16 protein-coding genes are annotated in these 17,447 nt (G+C 71.0%); 7 read left to right on the forward strand and 9 right to left on the reverse strand.

Annotated features, from left to right (window positions below; translation table 11 throughout):
- Window positions 1–113 precede the first annotated feature (113 nt).
- Entirely contained in the window at window positions 114–1,379 is a 1,266-nt protein-coding gene (purD, locus tag J4030_RS01920; RefSeq protein WP_208047516.1) for a phosphoribosylamine--glycine ligase, read from the reverse strand.
- A gap of 355 nt (window positions 1,380–1,734) precedes the next feature.
- Here purD and J4030_RS18420 point away from each other — a divergent pair, with 355 nt between their 5' ends.
- From J4030_RS18420 to J4030_RS01935, 3 genes are all read left to right on the forward strand, one after another.
- The gene (locus J4030_RS18420) at window positions 1,735–2,775 is read left to right on the forward strand and encodes a LuxR C-terminal-related transcriptional regulator (RefSeq protein ID WP_208047517.1); all 1,041 of its coding nucleotides are present in this window, start codon (window positions 1,735–1,737) and stop codon (window positions 2,773–2,775) included.
- A 91-nt stretch (window positions 2,776–2,866) separates the two neighbouring features.
- Window positions 2,867–5,074, forward strand: a complete 2,208-nt coding sequence (locus J4030_RS01930) for an AAA family ATPase (RefSeq protein WP_208047688.1) — start codon at window positions 2,867–2,869, stop codon at window positions 5,072–5,074.
- Window positions 5,067–5,396 (forward strand): chorismate mutase, encoded by a 330-nt coding sequence (locus tag J4030_RS01935; RefSeq protein ID WP_208047518.1) that lies wholly within the window; start codon window positions 5,067–5,069, stop codon window positions 5,394–5,396. The genes J4030_RS01930 and J4030_RS01935 overlap by 8 nt, the downstream gene beginning before the upstream one ends.
- Window positions 5,397–5,520: 124 nt before the next feature.
- Here J4030_RS01935 and J4030_RS01940 read toward each other — a convergent pair whose 3' ends face one another.
- Entirely contained in the window at window positions 5,521–7,263 is a 1,743-nt protein-coding gene (locus J4030_RS01940; protein ID WP_208047519.1) for a lysine--tRNA ligase, read from the reverse strand.
- Between the two features lie 144 nt (window positions 7,264–7,407).
- On the opposite strand from J4030_RS01940, the gene J4030_RS01945 reads away from it, so the two are divergent.
- Window positions 7,408–8,268 carry an NAD(P)-dependent oxidoreductase gene (locus J4030_RS01945; protein WP_208047520.1) on the forward strand — a complete coding sequence of 287 codons (861 nt, stop codon included), beginning with the start codon at window positions 7,408–7,410 and terminating at the stop codon, window positions 8,266–8,268.
- 54 nt (window positions 8,269–8,322) lie between these two features.
- On the opposite strand, the gene J4030_RS01950 is transcribed toward J4030_RS01945, so the two are convergent.
- The 7 genes from J4030_RS01950 to J4030_RS01980 all read right to left on the reverse strand — a co-directional run bounded on the left by J4030_RS01950 (window position 8,323) and on the right by J4030_RS01980 (window position 14,476).
- On the reverse strand, window positions 8,323–9,474 hold the full coding sequence (locus J4030_RS01950; protein ID WP_208047521.1) for an MFS transporter: 1,152 nt from the start codon (window positions 9,472–9,474) through the stop codon (window positions 8,323–8,325).
- A gap of 9 nt (window positions 9,475–9,483) precedes the next feature.
- Window positions 9,484–9,729: a hypothetical protein gene (locus J4030_RS01955; protein ID WP_208047522.1), complete on the reverse strand. Its 246-nt coding sequence runs from the start codon at window positions 9,727–9,729 to the stop codon at window positions 9,484–9,486.
- Complete coding sequence (locus J4030_RS01960; protein ID WP_208047523.1) at window positions 9,726–11,033, reverse strand: adenylosuccinate synthase; 1,308 nt, start codon at window positions 11,031–11,033, stop codon at window positions 9,726–9,728. The genes J4030_RS01955 and J4030_RS01960 overlap by 4 nt, the downstream gene beginning before the upstream one ends.
- A 160-nt stretch (window positions 11,034–11,193) precedes the next feature.
- Entirely contained in the window at window positions 11,194–12,150 is a 957-nt protein-coding gene (locus J4030_RS01965; RefSeq protein WP_208047524.1) for a helix-turn-helix domain-containing protein, read from the reverse strand.
- 81 nt (window positions 12,151–12,231) lie between these two features.
- Window positions 12,232–12,636 (reverse strand): DUF3151 domain-containing protein, encoded by a 405-nt coding sequence (locus J4030_RS01970; protein ID WP_208047525.1) that lies wholly within the window; start codon window positions 12,634–12,636, stop codon window positions 12,232–12,234.
- Window positions 12,637–12,673: 37 nt separating this feature from the next.
- Window positions 12,674–13,699: a class II fructose-bisphosphate aldolase gene (gene fbaA, locus J4030_RS01975; protein WP_208047526.1), complete on the reverse strand. Its 1,026-nt coding sequence runs from the start codon at window positions 13,697–13,699 to the stop codon at window positions 12,674–12,676.
- Window positions 13,700–13,822: 123 nt separating this feature from the next.
- Window positions 13,823–14,476, reverse strand: a complete 654-nt coding sequence (locus J4030_RS01980) for a TrmH family RNA methyltransferase (RefSeq protein ID WP_307864520.1) — start codon at window positions 14,474–14,476, stop codon at window positions 13,823–13,825.
- A 101-nt stretch (window positions 14,477–14,577) separates the two neighbouring features.
- On the opposite strand from J4030_RS01980, the gene J4030_RS01985 reads away from it, so the two are divergent.
- From J4030_RS01985 to J4030_RS01995, 3 genes are all read left to right on the forward strand, one after another.
- The gene (locus tag J4030_RS01985) at window positions 14,578–15,174 is read left to right on the forward strand and encodes an NINE protein (RefSeq protein WP_208047528.1); all 597 of its coding nucleotides are present in this window, start codon (window positions 14,578–14,580) and stop codon (window positions 15,172–15,174) included.
- Between the two features lie 55 nt (window positions 15,175–15,229).
- Window positions 15,230–16,510: a GNAT family N-acetyltransferase gene (locus tag J4030_RS01990; protein ID WP_208047529.1), complete on the forward strand. Its 1,281-nt coding sequence runs from the start codon at window positions 15,230–15,232 to the stop codon at window positions 16,508–16,510.
- Between the two features lie 215 nt (window positions 16,511–16,725).
- Window positions 16,726–17,409, forward strand: coding sequence for a DedA family protein (locus J4030_RS01995; protein WP_208047689.1), 684 nt, complete (start codon window positions 16,726–16,728; stop codon window positions 17,407–17,409).
- The last annotated feature ends 38 nt before the right edge of the window (window positions 17,410–17,447 follow it).

The following is a 17,447-nucleotide window of genomic DNA, read 5'->3' on the forward strand; positions in this document are numbered from 1 at the left end:
CCCCCGACCGCATGCGGTCGGGGGCCTTCGCATGTCCGCCCCCGTGGTGCGACGAGGTCGAGATCCCGATTCGGGAGGGTGACCCGACCCCCACACCCTCCTCGATCGGGATCTCAGGGAGCGTGGACCTCGCCCCGCTCCGCGGCCAGCGCGATGTCGGTGCGGTGCTGGCTGCCGCGCAGGTGGATGCCGTCGACGCATCGGTACGCCGCCGCGCGCGCCTGGGCCAGGGTGTCGGCGAGTGCGACGACCGACAGGACCCGTCCGCCGGAGGACACCAGCGACCCGCCGCGCCGCGACGTCCCCGCATGCAGCACCGCCACCCCGTCGGAGACCTCGATGCCGGTGATCTCGTCGCCGGTGACAGGGCTCGCGGGGTAGCTCTGCGCGGCGATCACGACCGTGACCGCGCTCTGCTCACGCCAGACGAGCGGGAGCTGGTCGGCCAGACTGCTGGTGGCGGCCGCGTACAGCAGCGCTCCGAGCGGGGTGCGCAACCGCGCGAGGACCACCTGGGTCTCGGGGTCGCCGAAGCGCGCGTTGAACTCGATGACCCGCGGTCCTGCGGCCGTGAGCGCCAATCCGACGTAGAGCACGCCGACGAACGGGGTGCCACGACGGCGCATCTCGTCGACGGTGGGCTGTGCGACGCGGCGTACGACGTCCTCGACCAGACCCTCCGGCGTCCAGTCCAGCGGCGAATAGGCCCCCATCCCACCGGTGTTGGGGCCCTGATCACCGTCGAGCGCGCGTTTGAAGTCCTGCGCGGGCGCAAGGGGGCGGACGGTTTCGCCGTCGGTGAGGCAGAAGAGCGACACCTCGGGGCCGGCGAGGAACTCCTCGACCACCACCTCGCTGCCGGCGGCCAGGCAGGCCCGGGCGTGATCGACCGCCGCGGACAGGTCGTCGGTCACCACGACGCCCTTCCCGGCCGCGAGCCCGTCGTCCTTCACGACGTACGGCGCGCCGGTGGCGTCGAGCGCGTCGCGCACCTGCTCCTCGGTGCGGCAGACGTGGCATCGCGCCGTCGGAACGTCGGCCGCGGCCATCACATCCTTGGCGAAGGCCTTGCTGCCCTCGAGTCGGGCAGCCTCGCCCGACGGGCCGAAGACGGCGAACCCGGCGTCCCGCAGGACGTCGGCCACCCCGGCGACGAGCGGCACCTCGGGCCCGATGACGACCAGATCCACGGCACCGTCGTCGGCGATGGCCCGGATCGCCTCGGCGTCGCGGACGTCGGGCAGATCACGGCATGGGGCGAGTTCGGCGATCCCGGGATTGCCCGGCGCGGCCAGCACCTGGGTCACGTCCGGATCGGCGACCAGCCCCCGGACGAGCGCGTGTTCACGGGCACCGGCACCGACCACGAGGACCTTCACGAGCACAGAGCCTAAGGCGACCGGGGCGGATGAGGATCATCGCGACCGATCGAGGGCGAGGGCGCCGCACGGGGGCCTGCTGCGAAGGGGGAAAGGTGGTGGGACCCTCCCGAAAGTCAGGGGGGAGGTCTTTCGGGAGGTTCCCACCGCGAGGAACGGTGGTCTGCCGAGGGGGGTCGGCGACGCTTCCGTGGCTCGCACAGCCCGAGGGCTGCAGGGATAACTATGCGGTCAGAGTCGCAACGATTCAAGTCGGCGGTTGTCGGATATCGTCATTGGCGAAGATCCGCCAACCGGCCGATCCGTTACCGCGCGGTACCCGACCGCGGGACGTCCGTGGAGGAACATTGCTGTCGTGACACCCGACGAGGAGCCCGGCGACACCTTCACCCCCACCGAGGCCGCCGGGGACGGCGCGCTGGAGGATCTGCTGGGCGATACGGACCTGACCGACATCTATCTCGCCGCGCTGGCGAAGCCACTGCTGCGGCGCGAGGACCTGCTGGCCGGCGGCTTCAACGAAGCCGACATCAACGACACCATCCCCCTGCTCGAGGCCCGCGGGATGATCCGTCGCCTCGACCGGTCCAGCTGGCGGGTGCTGCCACCCGACGTGGTGCTTCCGGCGTTTGCCGCCCGCCTGGAGGACCAGGCCCGGGCGGTCCGAGCCTCCGCCGCGGCGATGACGCGTGTCTTCCAGCAGAACCAGGAGCGGTCCCAGGACCGTGACCCGTTCGAAGGCGTGCAGATCATGACGTCGTTCGCGGAGATCTCGCAGGCGCTGACCCGACTGGTCGGCACGGCGCGCCACGAGGTGATGATGGTGTACGCCGACTCGCCGATGTCCCGGATGCTGCTCGCCCAGCCGATGGAGGGCCATCAACGCGACCTGGTGAACAGCGCGGGAGCGCCGATCCACGTGCAGGCCAACTACTCCGACACCCTGCTCGACCACCCGAACTTCCCCGAGATGCTGCGGCTGCGCGCCGCGAAGGGCGACGAGCAACGGATCACCCCGGGCATGCGACTGACCACCCTGGTCAACGACGAGGGGTTCGCGCTGGTCGACCTCGAGGACGACCAGGGCCAACCGCACGGCCTGGTCGTCACCGACAGCGCCTTCTCCACCGCGATCAAGGAGGTCTGCCGTTGGGGGTGGCAGATCGGGGTGCCCTGGCGGATGGGCGCCGACGGCACGAACGCGATGGGCGCCGCCGACCAGGAGCGCACGATCCTGCAGATGATGGCCGCGGGCGCCTCGGACGCCGCCATCGCCCGGCACATGAAACTGTCCCAGCGCACCGTCGAGCGGCGGGTGCGCGCGCTGATGGACCGCCTCAACGCCACCACGCGCTTCCAGGCGGGGGTGCTCGCCGTACGCCGCGACCTGCTCTGACCATCCGCAGCCCCGGTGGCGACGAACCGCTCACCTGGGATGACTAGAGTTGTCCGTCTTTGGCGTCGACGTCTACTGGAGCAACGTGAGCGTGACCCACCGTCCGGCCACCCCGCCGATCCCGCCGCAGGTGGCGGCCGAGATCGCGCACGAACAGGACCATGTCGACCGGGTGTACGTCGAGCTCGGCAAGGCCGGTGAGCGCGCCCGGCTCGTGGAGCTCGAGGGCCTCGGCCGCGGGTTCAGCGACCGCGGAGGAGCGATCCGGGACGACGAGGTGACCGGCCTCTTCCAGCGGGACGCACTGGTCTTCAACGCCGGTCGTCGGCGCCAGGCCCTGGAGACCCAGTACGAAGGTCTGGTCTTCGGCCGTCTGGACCTCGCGGACGAGGTGCGGTACGTCGGCCGGCTGGGCGTGCGCGACGACGAGTACGAGCCGTTGGTCATCGACTGGCGGGCGCCCGCGGCGTCCCCGTTCTACCGCGCCACCCCGGTGGAGCCGCACGGCGTCGTACGCCGCCGGGTGCTGCGGTGCCGCGACGCCCTGGTGCTCGGCGTCGAGGACGACCTGATGGTGCCCGAGGCGCCGGACGGCATGGTCGTGGTCGGCGACGGCGCGCTCATGGCGGCCCTCAGCCGCTCGCGGGGCGGCCGGATGCGCGACATCGTGGCGACCATCCAGCAGCACCAGGACGAGGCCATCCGGGCGAGCGCGCGTGGCGTCACCGAGATCACGGGTGGTCCCGGCACGGGCAAGACGGTCGTGGCCCTGCACCGCGCGGCATACCTGCTCTACTCCAACCGCCGGCGCTTCGAGAGCGGCGGGATCCTGGTCGTCGGCCCCTCCAGCTCCTACACGGCGTACATCGAGCGCGTGCTGCCCTCGCTCGGCGAGGACAGCGTCTCCCTGCGATCGCTCGGCGACGTCGTCGGTGGCGTCACGGCGTCCCGGCTCGACGACCCCGAGGCCGCCCGGGTCAAGGGTTCGCTCGCGATCCGTCAGGTGCTCGCGCGTGCGGCGCGCGACCTGGCGCCCGGCAGTCCCGATCAGCTGCGCACGATGGTCGCGGGGTCGCCCGTGCGCATCGAACGGGCGGCGCTGGACCGGATCCGACGCCAGGTGCTGCGCGGCCACCGGCACAACGCCGGACGCAAGGCGGCGCTGGAGGCGCTGACCGAGGCCGCGTGGGCGCAGGTGCGCACCGGGGAGCGGCCCGAGTTCGTCGAACAGTTCCAGGAGCACCGCGAGGTCGAGCTCTTCCTCGAGCGCTGGTGGGCGCCACTCGACCCGCGCGAGGTGCTGCTGTGGCTGGCCGAGCCCGAACGCCTGCGTCGGTACGCCGGCGACCTGCTGCCGACGTCCGACGTCGAGGTGCTCGGCGCCTCGATGGCCCGCGCCCTCGAGACCGGGCAGTGGTCGGTGGCCGACATCGCGCTGATCGACGACCTGGTGACCCGGCTGGACAGCCCGCCCGAGGCACCACAGGAGGAGCGCGGCTTCTACGAGGTCGAGGAGCTGGACGACGTACGCGGTCACGGCGTCGCCGAGCTCGGCACCGTCGGTGGGCCGGCCGGTGCCCAGCGGACGAGCCGGTCCGAACGGATCGCCGGCGACCCACGAGAGCGCCTGATGCGGGGGCGGATCGGCGAGGCCGACGAGTACGCCCACGTGCTGATCGACGAGGCGCAGGACCTCTCACCGATGCAGTGGCGGATGGTCGGGCGGCGCGGACGCTACGCGTCGTGGACCGTCGTGGGCGACGCGGCGCAGAGCTCCTGGCCGGTGCCGGAGGAGGCCGAGCGCGCCCGTGAGGACGCCTTCGGGACCGCGCCTCGACAGCGCTTCCACATGGACACCAACTACCGCAACGCGCGGGAGATCTTCGACTACGCAGCGTGCGTGGTCCGCGCCCAGGTCCCGGATGCCGACATCCCCGACGCCGTCCGCGAGACCGGCGTGGATCCGCTGGTCCTGCAGTCGGATCCGGCCGGGGTCGCCCCCTTGGTGGTCGACGCCGCGCGCACGTTGCTCAGCGAGGTCGACGGGTTGGTGGCCGTGGTGAGCCCCGCGGCGCACCACGCCGCTCTCTCGGCGGCGCTCACGCCGGACCCCCGCGTCGTCCTGGTCGACCCGATGTCGACGAAGGGTCTGGAGTACGACGCCACGGTGATCGTGGACCCCGCGGAGATCACCCGCGAGTCCCCCGGGGGCGTCCGCGTGCTCTACGTGGCGCTCACCCGTGCCGCGCACCGGATGACCATCGTCGACGTACCCGTGGATGGAGCGACCGATGACTGACGACGACGCCCTGCACGCCTCCACCGAGACGGCGGACGTGGCCTCGGACGGGGTCCTCACGTCGTACCGGCAGTCGATCGACAACATCGACGCGGCGCTGATCCACCTGCTCGCCGAGCGCTTCAAGATCACCCAGGCGGTCGGCCTCTACAAGGCCGAGCACGACCTGCCGCCGGCGGATCCCGCCCGGGAGCAGCGGCAGGTCGCGCGGCTGCGTGGCCTCGCCAGCGCATCGCAGCTCGACCCGGAGTTCAGCGAGAAGTTCCTGCGCTTCGTCATCGACGAGGTCATCCACCACCACGAGCGCCTGCGCGACGAGTAACCCGTACGCCGCATCGCGCCGTCTTCCATCGAGCTGAGGGGTCCCGCGTCGAGTGGACGGGATATAACCCCTCCGCTCCCTCGCGGACCCCTCCGCTCGATGCGAAGAACACGCTCCCTGCCTGTCAGGGGGCGAGCAGTGCGCGGACCCGCTCCGGGCCGATCGCGAGCAGCAGCGTGGGCAGCCGAGGACCGGTGTCCTTGCCGATGAGCAGGTTGTAGAGCAGCGTGAAGAACGCCCGCTGGGCCGCGCCGAGCTCCTTGTCGCCCTTGACGATCTGGTCGGCCGCGAGCCCGCGTTGCACCTTCGGTACGCCGTAGACCTGGTGGGTGAGGGTGTCCAACGACCACCCGTCCTCGAGGCGCCCGAGGTCGGCGCCGTTGCCGTCGAGCAGGATTCGCACCGCGTCGCGTTCCTGGTCGGTCAGGGTGGCGAGGTGGTCCAGGTCCGGTTCGCCGCGTACGACGGTGCGATCGGCCGCCGGCATCTGAGTGGCGACCCAGTGCTCCACGCAGTCGAGCCGCGGGCGCAGATCGTCCAGCGACGTGACCGACTGCGACGGGTCGAGCTGCGCGACGATCCGCAGGGTCTGCTCCTCGTCACCGGTCGTGATGTCCACGATCGAGGCGAGCGTCCGATAGGCGACCGGCACGGGGGTCTGCCTCAGCGTGCCCTCGGCAGTCGAGGTCGCCCGCGTCCACGCCGCCACGTCACCAGGCTGCCCCTTGCCGTCGGCGACCTTGCGGCACAACGCGTCCCACTCGTCGTACATCCGCTGCACATCGGCATCGAAGGCCACACTGAAGGACTGGTTCGGGCGACGCCGGGCATACAGCCAGCGCAGCAGCGCCGGCTCCATGATCTGCATGGCGTCCGAGGGAGTGGGCACGCCGCCACGCGAGGACGACATCTTGGCCATCCCCTTCATCCCGACGAAGGCGTACATCGGGCCGATCGGGCGCTCCCAGCCGAAGACGGGCGCGAGGTCCTTGCCGACGACGTACGACGACCCGGGCGACTGGTGGTCGACACCCGACGGCTCGAAGACGACCTTCTCGTAGGCCCAGCGCATCGGCCAGTCGACCTTCCACACCAGCTTGCCGTGGTGCTCGGTGTGCAGGTCGACGGTGTGCTCGTCGTCGCCGCTCCGGTAGGTCAGGGCGCCGGACGCCTCGTCATACGCGGTGACCGTGGTCTCGTCCGTGCCCGTGGTGGCGCTGTACGGGCGGTAGGGGAAGTACCCGGACCCGCTGGACCCGTCGTCCTCGGCGGCGGCACCGGAACCCGCTTCGGCCTCGGCCACCGCGGCGGCGTCGTCCTCGGAGATCTTCTGCTGGGACGGCTTCGGGTCGTCCTTGGCGGCCAGGGTGCGGTACTGCTCCAGCACCTTGTCGATCTGGTCACGGTGACTCATCGCGAAGAGCACCTGATCGGCGTACGCCCCGCTGGTGTACTGCGCGGTCTGGCTGATGCCCCGGTAGACGATCCCCAGTTGGGCCAGTCCCTCCTCGCACTGGGCGCGGAAGTGCTCGGCCCAGGAGGTGTACGGCGATCCGCTGGGCGGCGGGACCGAGGTCAGGGGCTTGCCGATGTGCTGAGCCCACGAGTCGTCGACACCGGGATAGTTCGGCACCTTGCGGAAGCGGTCGTAGTCGTCCCAGCTGATGATGTGCTCGCACTCGACGCCGCGCCGCTTCACCTCGTCTGCGACCAGGTGAGGGGTCATCACCTCGCGCAGGTTGCCCAGATGGATGGGGCCGGACGGCGACAGACCGGAGGCGCAGACGACCTTGGTGTCGCGTCGTCGTGCCTCCTCGATCACCTCATCGGCGAGGCGGGAGACCCAGTCGTCCAAACGTTCCGTCACGGGAGGCGAGTCTACGGGCGAGCGCCGCACCGGCCCTCCGCGAGTGTCCGCAATTGCGGGCCGACGCCTGCACGATTCTGCGGACACTCATGATGCGGCACCGCGGAAGGGAAGAGCGGCGCCGCCGAGTCGGTTACCCCTGACATGACTCAGGAGACGACACAGCGAGTGGCACTGATCGGTACAGGCGTGATGGGCACGGGGATGGCACACTCCCTGCGGCGCGCAGGGCACGACGTGGTGGTGTGGAACCGCACCCGTTCGAAGGCCGAGGCCGTCGCGACGGACGGCATCTCGGTGGCGGACACGGTCACCGACGCCGTCCGGGACGCCGACGTGGTGGTGACGATCCTCTTCGACGCCGAGGCGGTGATCGAGGTCGCACGCGAGCTGGTGCCCGCGCTGGGGGCTGACGCGGTCTGGCTGCAGAGCACGACGGTCGGCCCGGCGGGCATCGCACGGATCGCGACCGAGAGTGCCAGCGACCGGATCGTCGACGCACCGATGCTCGGCACCAAGGCGCCCGCGGAGCAGGGCAAGCTCGTGGCGCTCCTGTCCGGACCGGAAGCTCTGATCGACGCCGCGCGACCCGCCCTCGACGCGCTGACCGCCCGCACGGTCCTCGCGGGCGACACGCTCGGCAAGGCCAGCGCCCTGAAGCTGGTGTGCAACGCATGGATCGTGTCGATCACCTCGGCCACCGCCCAGTCGGTCGCCCTCGCCGAGAGCCTCGGGGTGGACCCGGCCCTGTTCCTCGCCTCGATCGAGGGAGGCCCGACCGACTCGGCGTACGCGCAGATGAAGGGCACGTCGATGATCGACGCCGACTACAGCCCGTCGTTCGCGCTCGACGGCGCACTGAAGGACGCCGGGCTGATCCGGGACGCCGTCGCCGGAGCGGGGCTGCGCACCGACCTGGTCGATGCGGTCCACGCCCTCTTCACGGAGGCGTCCGACGCCGGGCACGGGGACGACGACATGTCGGCGGTGCGCAAGGCGTTCTGACGTCGCCGGTGACCTGAGGGTTCGGCGGTGTGGCGTCTGCCTAGTGGCGTCGGCCTAGGTGCGCAGCCGGCGAACGCCGACGGTGTAGACGACGAGCGACACCGCCACCAGGATGGCTCCGATCCACCCGAGTGAGGGCACGGCGACCACGCCGAGCAGCCGGGATCCGATGAGTGCTCCGCCCGCGATCCCCAGGTTCGTCGTCGCGTTCACCAGCGAGGATGCGGCATCCGTCGCGTCTCCCGCAGCCCGCAACATGACCGTCTGGGTGAGGGTGGGGAAGGCTCCGAACGCCACCCCCCACACGGCGACGACCACGATGATGCCGCCCGTCGAGCCCACCACGGCCGCAAGCACCAGGCTGAGGCACATCAGCACGATGTCGGCGACCAGTGCCAGGCCAGGACGGCGACTGACCGCCCATCCCGCGGCGACCAACCCGACGACGCCGCCGCACCCGTAACCGAACAGGACGGCACCGACGTCGGGGCGGGTGATCCCGTCGTGCAGCAGCAGCGGGCTCACGTAGGTGTAGAGCGTGAAGTGTCCGAGCGCGAGCAGCGTGATGACCACGGCCATCACCATCACGGCCGGGCGCCGTACGCCGGTCATGACCGGCGTGCGCGCCGTCGCCCGCACGGGGTCGTACGCCGGGAGCACCCGCAGCACGGCGGCGGCGAGCCCAGCCAGCGCGACGGCGATGACCACGAACGCCCACCGCCAGCCGAGCGCCGTACCGAGCACCGTGCCGAGGGGCACTCCGAACACGAGGGCCAGCGCGTTGCCGGCCAACACCACTGCGATGGCCCGGCCAGAGGACGCGCCATCGACGAGGGACACCGCCGCGGCGATCGCCACCGCGAAGAACCCTGCGTGAGCCACACCGCCGATGACCCGAGCCACCATGGCGACGGCATCGCCGGGTGCGGCGGCGAAGATCAGGTTGCTCACCGCGTAGGTGCCGAGGAGGACCGCCAGCACGCGCCGGCGCGGCCACCGCTCCGCGAGCGCGGCGATCGGCACCGACATGATGGCGACGATGACGGCGTACGACGACACCAGGATCCCGGCGGCCGACGCCGAGATCCCGAGGCCCGACGCGATCTGAGGCAGCAGGCCGACCGGCAGCATCTCGGTGCAGATCGCGAAGAACACGCACGTCGCGAGCAGGGCGAGCGGCGCTTTCGGCAGGTCCCTCAATGGCATGAGGACGTCTCAGGTCACCTGGACGGCCCAGTAGAGCAGGAAGAGTCCGAACAGACCGGCGGGCACCCCGCCCACCAGAAGGCAGCCGGCCTGCGCGGCCCGACCCTGCTCGCGCTGCTCCTGCGACAGCGACCGCAGCTTCCAGCTGGCCACCAGGGCTGCCACCGCGATGACCAGGAAGACGACGGTCAGCACCCACAGCGTGATCAGGAAGCCCGTCGGTGGACGGTTGCCACTGACGGTCCTGGTGATCACCTGTTCTCCAGCAGGTCGTGCCGGACGACGACCTCGTCGCGCCCCGGTCCGACCCCGATCACGCTGATGCGGGCGCCGATCCGCGACTCCACGAACTCGACGTACTCCCGGCACGCCTCCGGCAGGTCCTCGTAGCGGCGGGCGTGCGAGATGTCCTCGAACCACCCGGTGAGCTCTTCGTAGATCGGCGTCGCGTGGTGGAAGTCGGACTGGGACACCGGCATCTCGTCGTGGCGAACGCCGTCCACGTCGTACGCCACGCACACCGGCACCCGCTCCAGGCCGGTCAGCACATCGAGCTTGGTCAGCACGAAATCGGTCACGCCGTTGACGCGGGCCGCGTAGCGCCCGATGACGGTGTCGATCCAGCCGCAACGTCGCGGTCGCCCCGTGGTCGTGCCGTACTCGGCACCGGTCTTGCGCAGGAACTCCCCACTGTCGTCGAGCAACTCGGTCGGGAAGGGACCTTCACCCACCCGCGTGGTGTACGCCTTGAGGACCGCGATGACCGAGTCGATCCGGGTCGGCGGGATGCCGGCGCCCGTGCAGGCGCCGGCGGAGATCGCGTTGGACGACGTCACGTAGGGGTAGGTGCCGTGGTCGACGTCGAGCAGCGTCGCCTGACCGGCCTCGCAGAGCACGGTGTCGCCGCGGTCGAGCGCCTGCGCGAGCTCCAGGGAGGTGTCGCGCACCATCGGACGCAGCCGCTCGACGTACTGCAGCAGCTCCTGCACGGTCTCGTCGACCTCGATCGCGCGCCGGTTGTACATCTTGACCAGCAGCTCGTTCTTCACATCGAGCGCGGCCTCGACCTTCTGCCGCAGGATCGACTCGTCGAACAGGTCCTGCACCCGGATGCCGATGCGGCTCATCTTGTCGGCGTACGTCGGTCCGATGCCCCGGCCGGTCGTGCCGATCCGTCGGGAGCCGAGGAAGCGCTCGGTGACCTTGTCGAGAGTCTTGTTGTAGCCCGCGATCACGTGCGCGTTGCTGCTCACGAGGAGGCGGGAGGTGTCGATCCCCCGCGCGTTGAGGCCGTCGATCTCCTCGAAGAGCACCGCCAGGTCGATGACCACGCCGTTGGCGATCACGGGCACCACACCGGGGGTGAGGATCCCGCTGGGGAGCAGATGCAGCGCGTACTTCTCGCGGCTGCCGTCGGGCTGCTCGATGACCACGGTGTGCCCGGCGTTGTTGCCGCCGTTGAACTTCACGACGTAGTCGATCCGGTTGCCCAGCAGGTCGGTGGCCTTGCCCTTGCCCTCGTCGCCCCACTGGGCGCCGACAAGCACGATCGCTGGCATCGCAGATTTCCCGTCCGTGGTCGGTCCTGGCCCTGGCGCCGCCAGGTGGCTGACGCGAGTGTGCGTGCGCCACACCGCAGGATGGCGGCGTGACCCACGCGACACCCGAGCCTAACGGAGCGGTACGACGGGTCCCGAACCGTGCGGGGCACGCACCCGATCAGTCGGCACGACCGCGGCGCTCCGCCAGCCGCAGCGCCAGCTGGAACCTGGTCTCCACGCCGTGTTCGGCCATCAGCGCTGCCACCCGTCGCCGCACGGTCCGCAGGGAGATGCCGAGCACTCGCGCGATCGCCTCGTCCTTCAACCCCTGCCGCATCAACTCGAGCAGCCCCTCGGGTTCATCCGCCCCCTGCTCCATCGCGGCCGAGGCCGACCACAGCCGGTCGAAGAGCTCGACGAACGCCGCGACCACCATCGGGTCGCGCAGCACCACGAAATCCCCGTCGGAGCGGCCCCACTCGGTGCTGCCGAGAGCGACGTCCGTGCCGAACACGGTGAAGTCCGAGGGCAGCGTCCGCGACACCCGCGCAGCCTCGCCGGCCTGCGCCCAGGCGGCACGCCAGGTCGCGCAGCGTTCCACCACGTCCGCGGCGTAGAGGGACCGCAGCTCGCGCCCCTCCACCACCTGATGGCGCAGCGTCGGGTACGCCGCGACGTCCTGACCCGGCGGCGTGCGGGCCGCCTGTCGCACGGTGCCGACGGTCGACGCGGCCAGGTGCTCGGAGACCGCGACCAGCTCGGCACGGTCCACCCGTTCGCGATCGGGCGCGGACGTCGACGACAGCTCGCGGCCGATGCGATGGTCGGCGGCGAACTGGTCGATCGAGTCGCGCACCCGCGCCAGATCCTGCCGCCGGGTGGCGAGCCGTGCCTCCTCGGCGCTCACCAGCCGCTCGAGAGCGGCACGCGGATGGTCGGTGACGAGTTCGCCGCCGGTGCCCACGCGTACGAGGCGCTGGGTCCGCAACTCCAGCAGCGCGGCCTCCCCTTCGGCGTCGGTCCAGCCGAGCCGGCTGCGGTGCGCCGCGAGTTCGAGCCGCGGCATCCGCAGGATGTTGCGGTAGAGCGCCTCGGCCTGATCCCCCACCCCGAGCACGGCCAGTCGCGCAGTCACCCGGCCACCGTATGCCGATCGCCGCGGAGCGTGCCGGGAGAGGTCGCGCGCAGCGGCCTGCCACCACGCGGGTGGCGCGGCCTACAGACCGAGGGCCCGCGCGCCCGTGGCGCTGGAGTCGTGCAGGAAGTCGGCGCACCGGCGCTGCTCGTCGGTCTCACCGATCACGCCGGCCGCTCGGGACAGCGCCGCGAGCGCCCGGAGGAATCCGCGGTTCGGCTCGTGCTCCCAGGGCACCGGACCCTGCCCGCGCCACCCCGACTTGCGCAGCGCGTCCAGTCCGCGGTGGTAGCCGGTGCGGGCGTACGCGTAGGCCTGCACCGGCTCGCCAGCTTCCAGCGCGGCCTCGGCGAGCTCGGCCCACGCCAGCGAAGACGTGGGGTGCTCCCTCGCGACCTGGGTGGGGTCGGCACCGCCGTCGAGCAGGGCGGCGGCGGGGTCGACGGGCAGACGGGTCTCGGGGATGCCGAGCAGGTTGTCACTCACCGGCCCATCATCGCTCAGCCCCGCTCCCGCGGCCCGGTCAGGCGTGCTTGCCCGCGGACCCGAGGCTCTCGCAGGCCTCGACGACCCGGGCGGTCATGCCCGCCTCGCCGGCCTTGCCCCAGGCGCGCGGGTCGTACTTCTTCTTGTCGCCGACCTCGCCGTCGACCTTCAGGACGCCCTCGTAGTTGCCGATCATCCAGCCCGCGACCGGCCGGGTGAACGCGTACTGGGTGTCGGTGTCGACGTTCATCTTCACCACGCCGTACGAGACCGCTTCCTTGATCTCGTCCGCACTCGAACCCGAACCCCCGTGGAAGACCAGGTGGAACGGCTTGTCGGTGTCGGTGTGGAACGCCTCGTGGACGGCGTCCTGGGCCTTCTTCAGCACCTCGGGGCGCAGCTTGACGTTGCCCGGCTTGTAGACGCCGTGCACGTTGCCGAAGGTCAGGGCGGTCATGAAGTAGCCGTTCTCGCCGGTGCCGAGCGCCTTCGCGGTCTCGATCGCGTCGTCGGTGGTGGAGTACAGCTGCTCACCGCCGCCGCCCTCGACGCCGTCCTCCTCGCCGCCCACGACACCCACCTCGATCTCGAGGATGATCTTCGCGGCCTTGCACTTCTCCAACAGGTCCTCGGCGATCTGCAGGTTCTCCTCCAGCGGCACGGCGGACCCGTCCCACATGTGCGACTGGAAGTACGGCAGGCCGCCGCCCTTCACCCGCTCCAGCGACGCCTGCAGGAGGGGCCGGACGAAACCGTCGAGCTTGTCCTTGGGGCAGTGGTCGGTGTGCAGGGCGATGTTCACGTCGTACTTCTTGGCGATCTCGTGCGCGAACGCCGACATCGCCAGGGACCCGGTGACCATCTCCTTGACGCCCTGCCCGGAGAAGTACTCCGCCCCGCCGGTGGACACCTGGATGATGCCGTCGCTGCCCGCGTCGGCGAAGCCCTTGATCGCGGCGTTCAGGGTCTGGCTGCTGGAGACGTTGATCGCCGGGAAGGCGTAGCCGTTCTTCTTCGCACGGTCCAGCATGTCGGCGTAGACCTCGGGCGTTGCGATGGGCATCTGCTCACTCCTTCGTGGGGAACGACGGCGCGTGGTGCGGGCCGCCGCGGTGGGTCCGTTCGTCGAGGGGGACCCGCTGCTGGCACTGTCCGGATTCGAGTGCAGTCTCGCACGCTCGAACGCTCAGGGGGACTGGTCGAAAACGTGCCTGCGGGTCCACGCGTGCATCGAGATCGCGGCCGCGGCACCCGCGTTGATCGACCGGGTCGAGCCGAACTGCTCGATGTGCAGCACCACCTCGCACTCCGTGCGCATCGCGTCACTGAGCCCCGGACCCTCCTGCCCGAAGACGAGCACGCAGGACCGCGGCAGGTCGAAGGTCTCCAGCGGGCGCGAGCCCGGCAGGTTGTCGATGCCGACGAGGGGTATGCCGCCCGTCTCCTGCCGCGCCCAGGTCGCGAGCGCCGCGGCGTCGACGTGGTGGTGCTCGTGCTGGTAGCGGTCGGTGACCATCGCGCCACGCCGGTTCCACCGTCGACGGCCCACGATGTGGAAGGCAGCGGCGTTGAACGCGTTCGCCGTCCGCACCACCGACCCGATGTTGAAGTCGTGGCCCCAGTTCTCGATGGCGACGTGAAAGTCGTGCCGACGGGTGTCCAGGTCGGCGACGATCGCGGCCATCGTCCAGTAGCGGTAGCGGTCCTGCACGTTGCGACGGTCGCCCTCGCGCAGCAGCTCGGCGTCGTACCGCGGATCGACGCCGCCGCCCGGCGCGACCGGCCACGGCCCGGGCCACGGTCCGACGCCGATCTCGTTCGCGGGAATCGGGTCGCTCACGGCACGAAGCGTGCCATGCTTCCCCGCGAAAACCGATGGAATCGTCCGGCCGCGGGATGCATCGGAGCACCGCGTACACGCCATCTCGAGAGGGACACGACATGAGCACGGACGACCCGTACGGCAGCGGCCGATCCCAGCCCGGCGACGGTCCCGACCTCGGCAAGCCCGGCCCCGACTCCGGCCAGGGACCCCAGCAAGGCGGGTGGGCCGGGCCGCGCCCGTCCGGCGGGTACGGCCAAGCTCCGCAGCAGGGTGGGTACGCCGGGCCGGCCGGGCCAGGGCAGTACGGCCAGGCACCCCAGCAGGGTGGTTACGGTTTCGCGCAGCCCGGCCTCGGTGACCAGTTCTTCGCGTTCGTGAACGGCGCGGAGCGGGGCCCGCTGACCCTCGCCGACTGCCAGCGGCTCGCGGCGGACGGCGCGCTGCACGGCGATACCCCGGTGCGCACCACGAGTGGACAGCACATCCTGGCCCGGCAGATCCCCGGTGCCTTCTCCCACCGCGAGTGGCTCACCACGCTGCTGCTGTCGATCTTCATCGGCAGCCTGGGCATCGATCGCTTCTACCTGGGCCAGACCGGTCTCGGCGTGGCCAAGCTGCTCACCTGCGGTGGCTGCGGGATCTGGCACATCATCGACATCATCCTCATCGCCACGCGCAAGCTGCCCGACGTCGACGGCAAGGCCCTCGCCTGACCCTCCCCGCGAATTTCGGTGGCGCTGGCGGGCGTTCGTCCGATGGGATGAGGCGGTGCCCACCCCGCGAACCGCCCGCCCGAAACGTCTGCCCGAACCGCCCCACCTCGCGCAGCCGCGGCTGACGCAGGTCACCGACCGCACCTGGCCCTCCTGGTACGACGCCGTCATGGCCGGGTTCCAGGAGACCGCGGACCCCGAGACCACCGCGCTCAGCCGCGACCTGTTCGGGCCGGCGGGCAGCTTCGGCCTGCGGGTGGGTCGTGACTGGGTGGCGACCGCGTCGAGCACCACGCGTTCCCTGTCGGTGCCCGGTGGCGGCGAGTTGCCGTGCGCGGCGGTCTCGGACGTGACGGTCGCGTCGGCGTACCGGCGCCGCGGTCTGCTGAGCCTGATGATGCGACACCAACTGGAGGACTTGACGAGCCAGGGCCTGCCGATGGCGGCGCTCTGGGCGAGCGAGTCGGGCATCTACGGCCGGTTCGGGTATGGCGTCGCCACCTGGTCGGCGTTGCTCGCCGGCTCGACGCGGGCGACCGCGTTCCTGCCCGAGATCGTCCCGCAGGGCTCGGTGGTCGAGGTCGCCGCCGACCAATGGCTCGCGGCGGCCCGACCGGTGCACGACGCCGTACGCGCCGAGCAGCCGGGGATGTTCGACCGCGCGGGCCGATGGTGGGAGCTGGAGACGATGGACCCGGAACGGTGGCGCGAGGGCCGCTCGGCGCGGCGCTATCTGGTGCACTTCGACACCGGCGGCGCGGTCGACGGCGTCGGCACCTACCGCTTCAAGGACGAGTGGGACCGCAAGGGTCCCGCCGGTCAGGTCAGCGTCGGCCCGATCCTCGCGCGCACGCCCTCGGCGTACGCCGGCCTGTGGCGCTACCTGCTCGACCTCGACCTGGCGCGCACCTTCGCCGCGTCCGGTGCCGCGGTGCAGGAGACCCTGCTGCACCTGCTCGCCGACCCGCGGGCCCTCGACATCCGCCCTGCCGACGGGCTCTACCTGCGGATCCTGGACGTCGTCGAGGCCCTGCGCTCCCGGCGCTACCTGACGGACGCCGAGCTGGTGCTCGACGTCGTCGACCCGGTGCTGGCGAGCGTCGCCGGGTGCTATTCGCTGCAGATCTCCGGTGGCCATGCCGAGGTCGCCCGCACCCGCGCGGCGCCCGACCTGACGCTCGCCGCGCGTGATCTGGCGGCGGTCTACCTGGGCGGCGTCTCGGTCGGCGATCTGCACCGTGCGGGACGGGTGCGTGAACACTCGGCGGGCGCGGTGTCGGCGATGTCCGGCGCGTTCGGATGGACTCGGTCACCGCACTGCGCCGACCACTTCTGAGCGCAACCGCCGACGACACTCGCGGTTTGCGTCGGTGGCCAGTGCTGCAGCCCTGGCCAGCGACGCAAACCGTCACCCAACCCAGCCCCGGCGCCCTTCGCGCACATCCGCGCACCGTCGTACGCGCGTCGCGGGTTGTCGCGGGTGGTCGCATTGGCCGCCCCGGCGGTTGGCACAGCATGCACTCAGCGGCTTCCCCGTAACCTGGGAGGGTGATGCACTCCCTCGGCCCGAGCTTCATGGACCCCAACTACCTGCTCGGACAGTTCGGTGGTGCGTTCTTCTGGTTCTCGATCCTGATCGTCTTCATCGAGTGCGGGGTGCTCTTCCCGTTCCTGCCCGGTGACTCGCTGCTGTTCTCGATCGGCCTCTTCACCGCGACGTCGAGCACCAGCGGCTTCCACATGCCGCTGTGGCAGACCATGCCGCTGCTGATGATCGCAGCGTTCGCGGGCAACGTCGCAGGGTACGAGATCGGCCGGCTCGCCGGTGGCCGGCTGTACGAGCGTGACGGCCGGGTCGTCAAGCGCAGCTACTTCGACAAGACCAGCGCTTTCTTCGACCATCACGGCAACAAGGCCCTGGTCATCGGCCGCTTCGTCCCGGTCGTGCGCACGTTCATCACCCTGGTGGCCGGTGCATCGCGGATGGACCGCAAGCGGTTCTTCACCTGGAGCGCCGTCGGTGCGGTGCTGTGGGTCGCGATCGTGATGCTCGCCGGGCTTGCGCTCGGCAAGACCTTCCCGGGCCTGGGCAAGAACATCGACGTGGTGATCCTGGCCGTCGTTCTGGTCTCGCTGCTGCCGGCCGTCTTCGAGTGGTGGCGTCACCGCAGGGCTACCGCGGACCTGATCGACGAGTCCACCGACGCCGCCAAAGAGGTCGCCCACCGCGACTGAGCACCCGCTCGACCGCAGGTTCCGACCCGACCCGACTC

This window comes from Allobranchiibius sp. CTAmp26, from assembly GCF_017565405.1.
In the GTDB taxonomy this organism is placed as follows: Bacteria; Actinomycetota; Actinomycetes; order Actinomycetales; family Dermatophilaceae; genus Allobranchiibius.

Excerpts from the sequence above, each read along its gene's own strand:
- J4030_RS01935 (WP_208047518.1), top strand. The coding sequence starts at position 5,067 with ATGACTGACGACGACGCCCTGCACGCCTCCACCGAGACGGCGGACGTG.
- J4030_RS01945 (WP_208047520.1), top strand. The coding sequence starts at position 7,408 with ATGACTCAGGAGACGACACAGCGAGTGGCACTGATCGGTACAGGCGTG.
- J4030_RS01950 (WP_208047521.1), bottom strand. The coding sequence starts at position 9,474 with ATGCCATTGAGGGACCTGCCGAAAGCGCCGCTCGCCCTGCTCGCGACG.
- J4030_RS01960 (WP_208047523.1), bottom strand. The coding sequence starts at position 11,033 with ATGCCAGCGATCGTGCTTGTCGGCGCCCAGTGGGGCGACGAGGGCAAG.
- fbaA (WP_208047526.1), bottom strand. The coding sequence starts at position 13,699 with ATGCCCATCGCAACGCCCGAGGTCTACGCCGACATGCTGGACCGTGCG.
- J4030_RS01985 (WP_208047528.1), top strand. The coding sequence starts at position 14,578 with ATGAGCACGGACGACCCGTACGGCAGCGGCCGATCCCAGCCCGGCGAC.
- J4030_RS01995 (WP_208047689.1), top strand. The coding sequence starts at position 16,726 with ATGCACTCCCTCGGCCCGAGCTTCATGGACCCCAACTACCTGCTCGGA.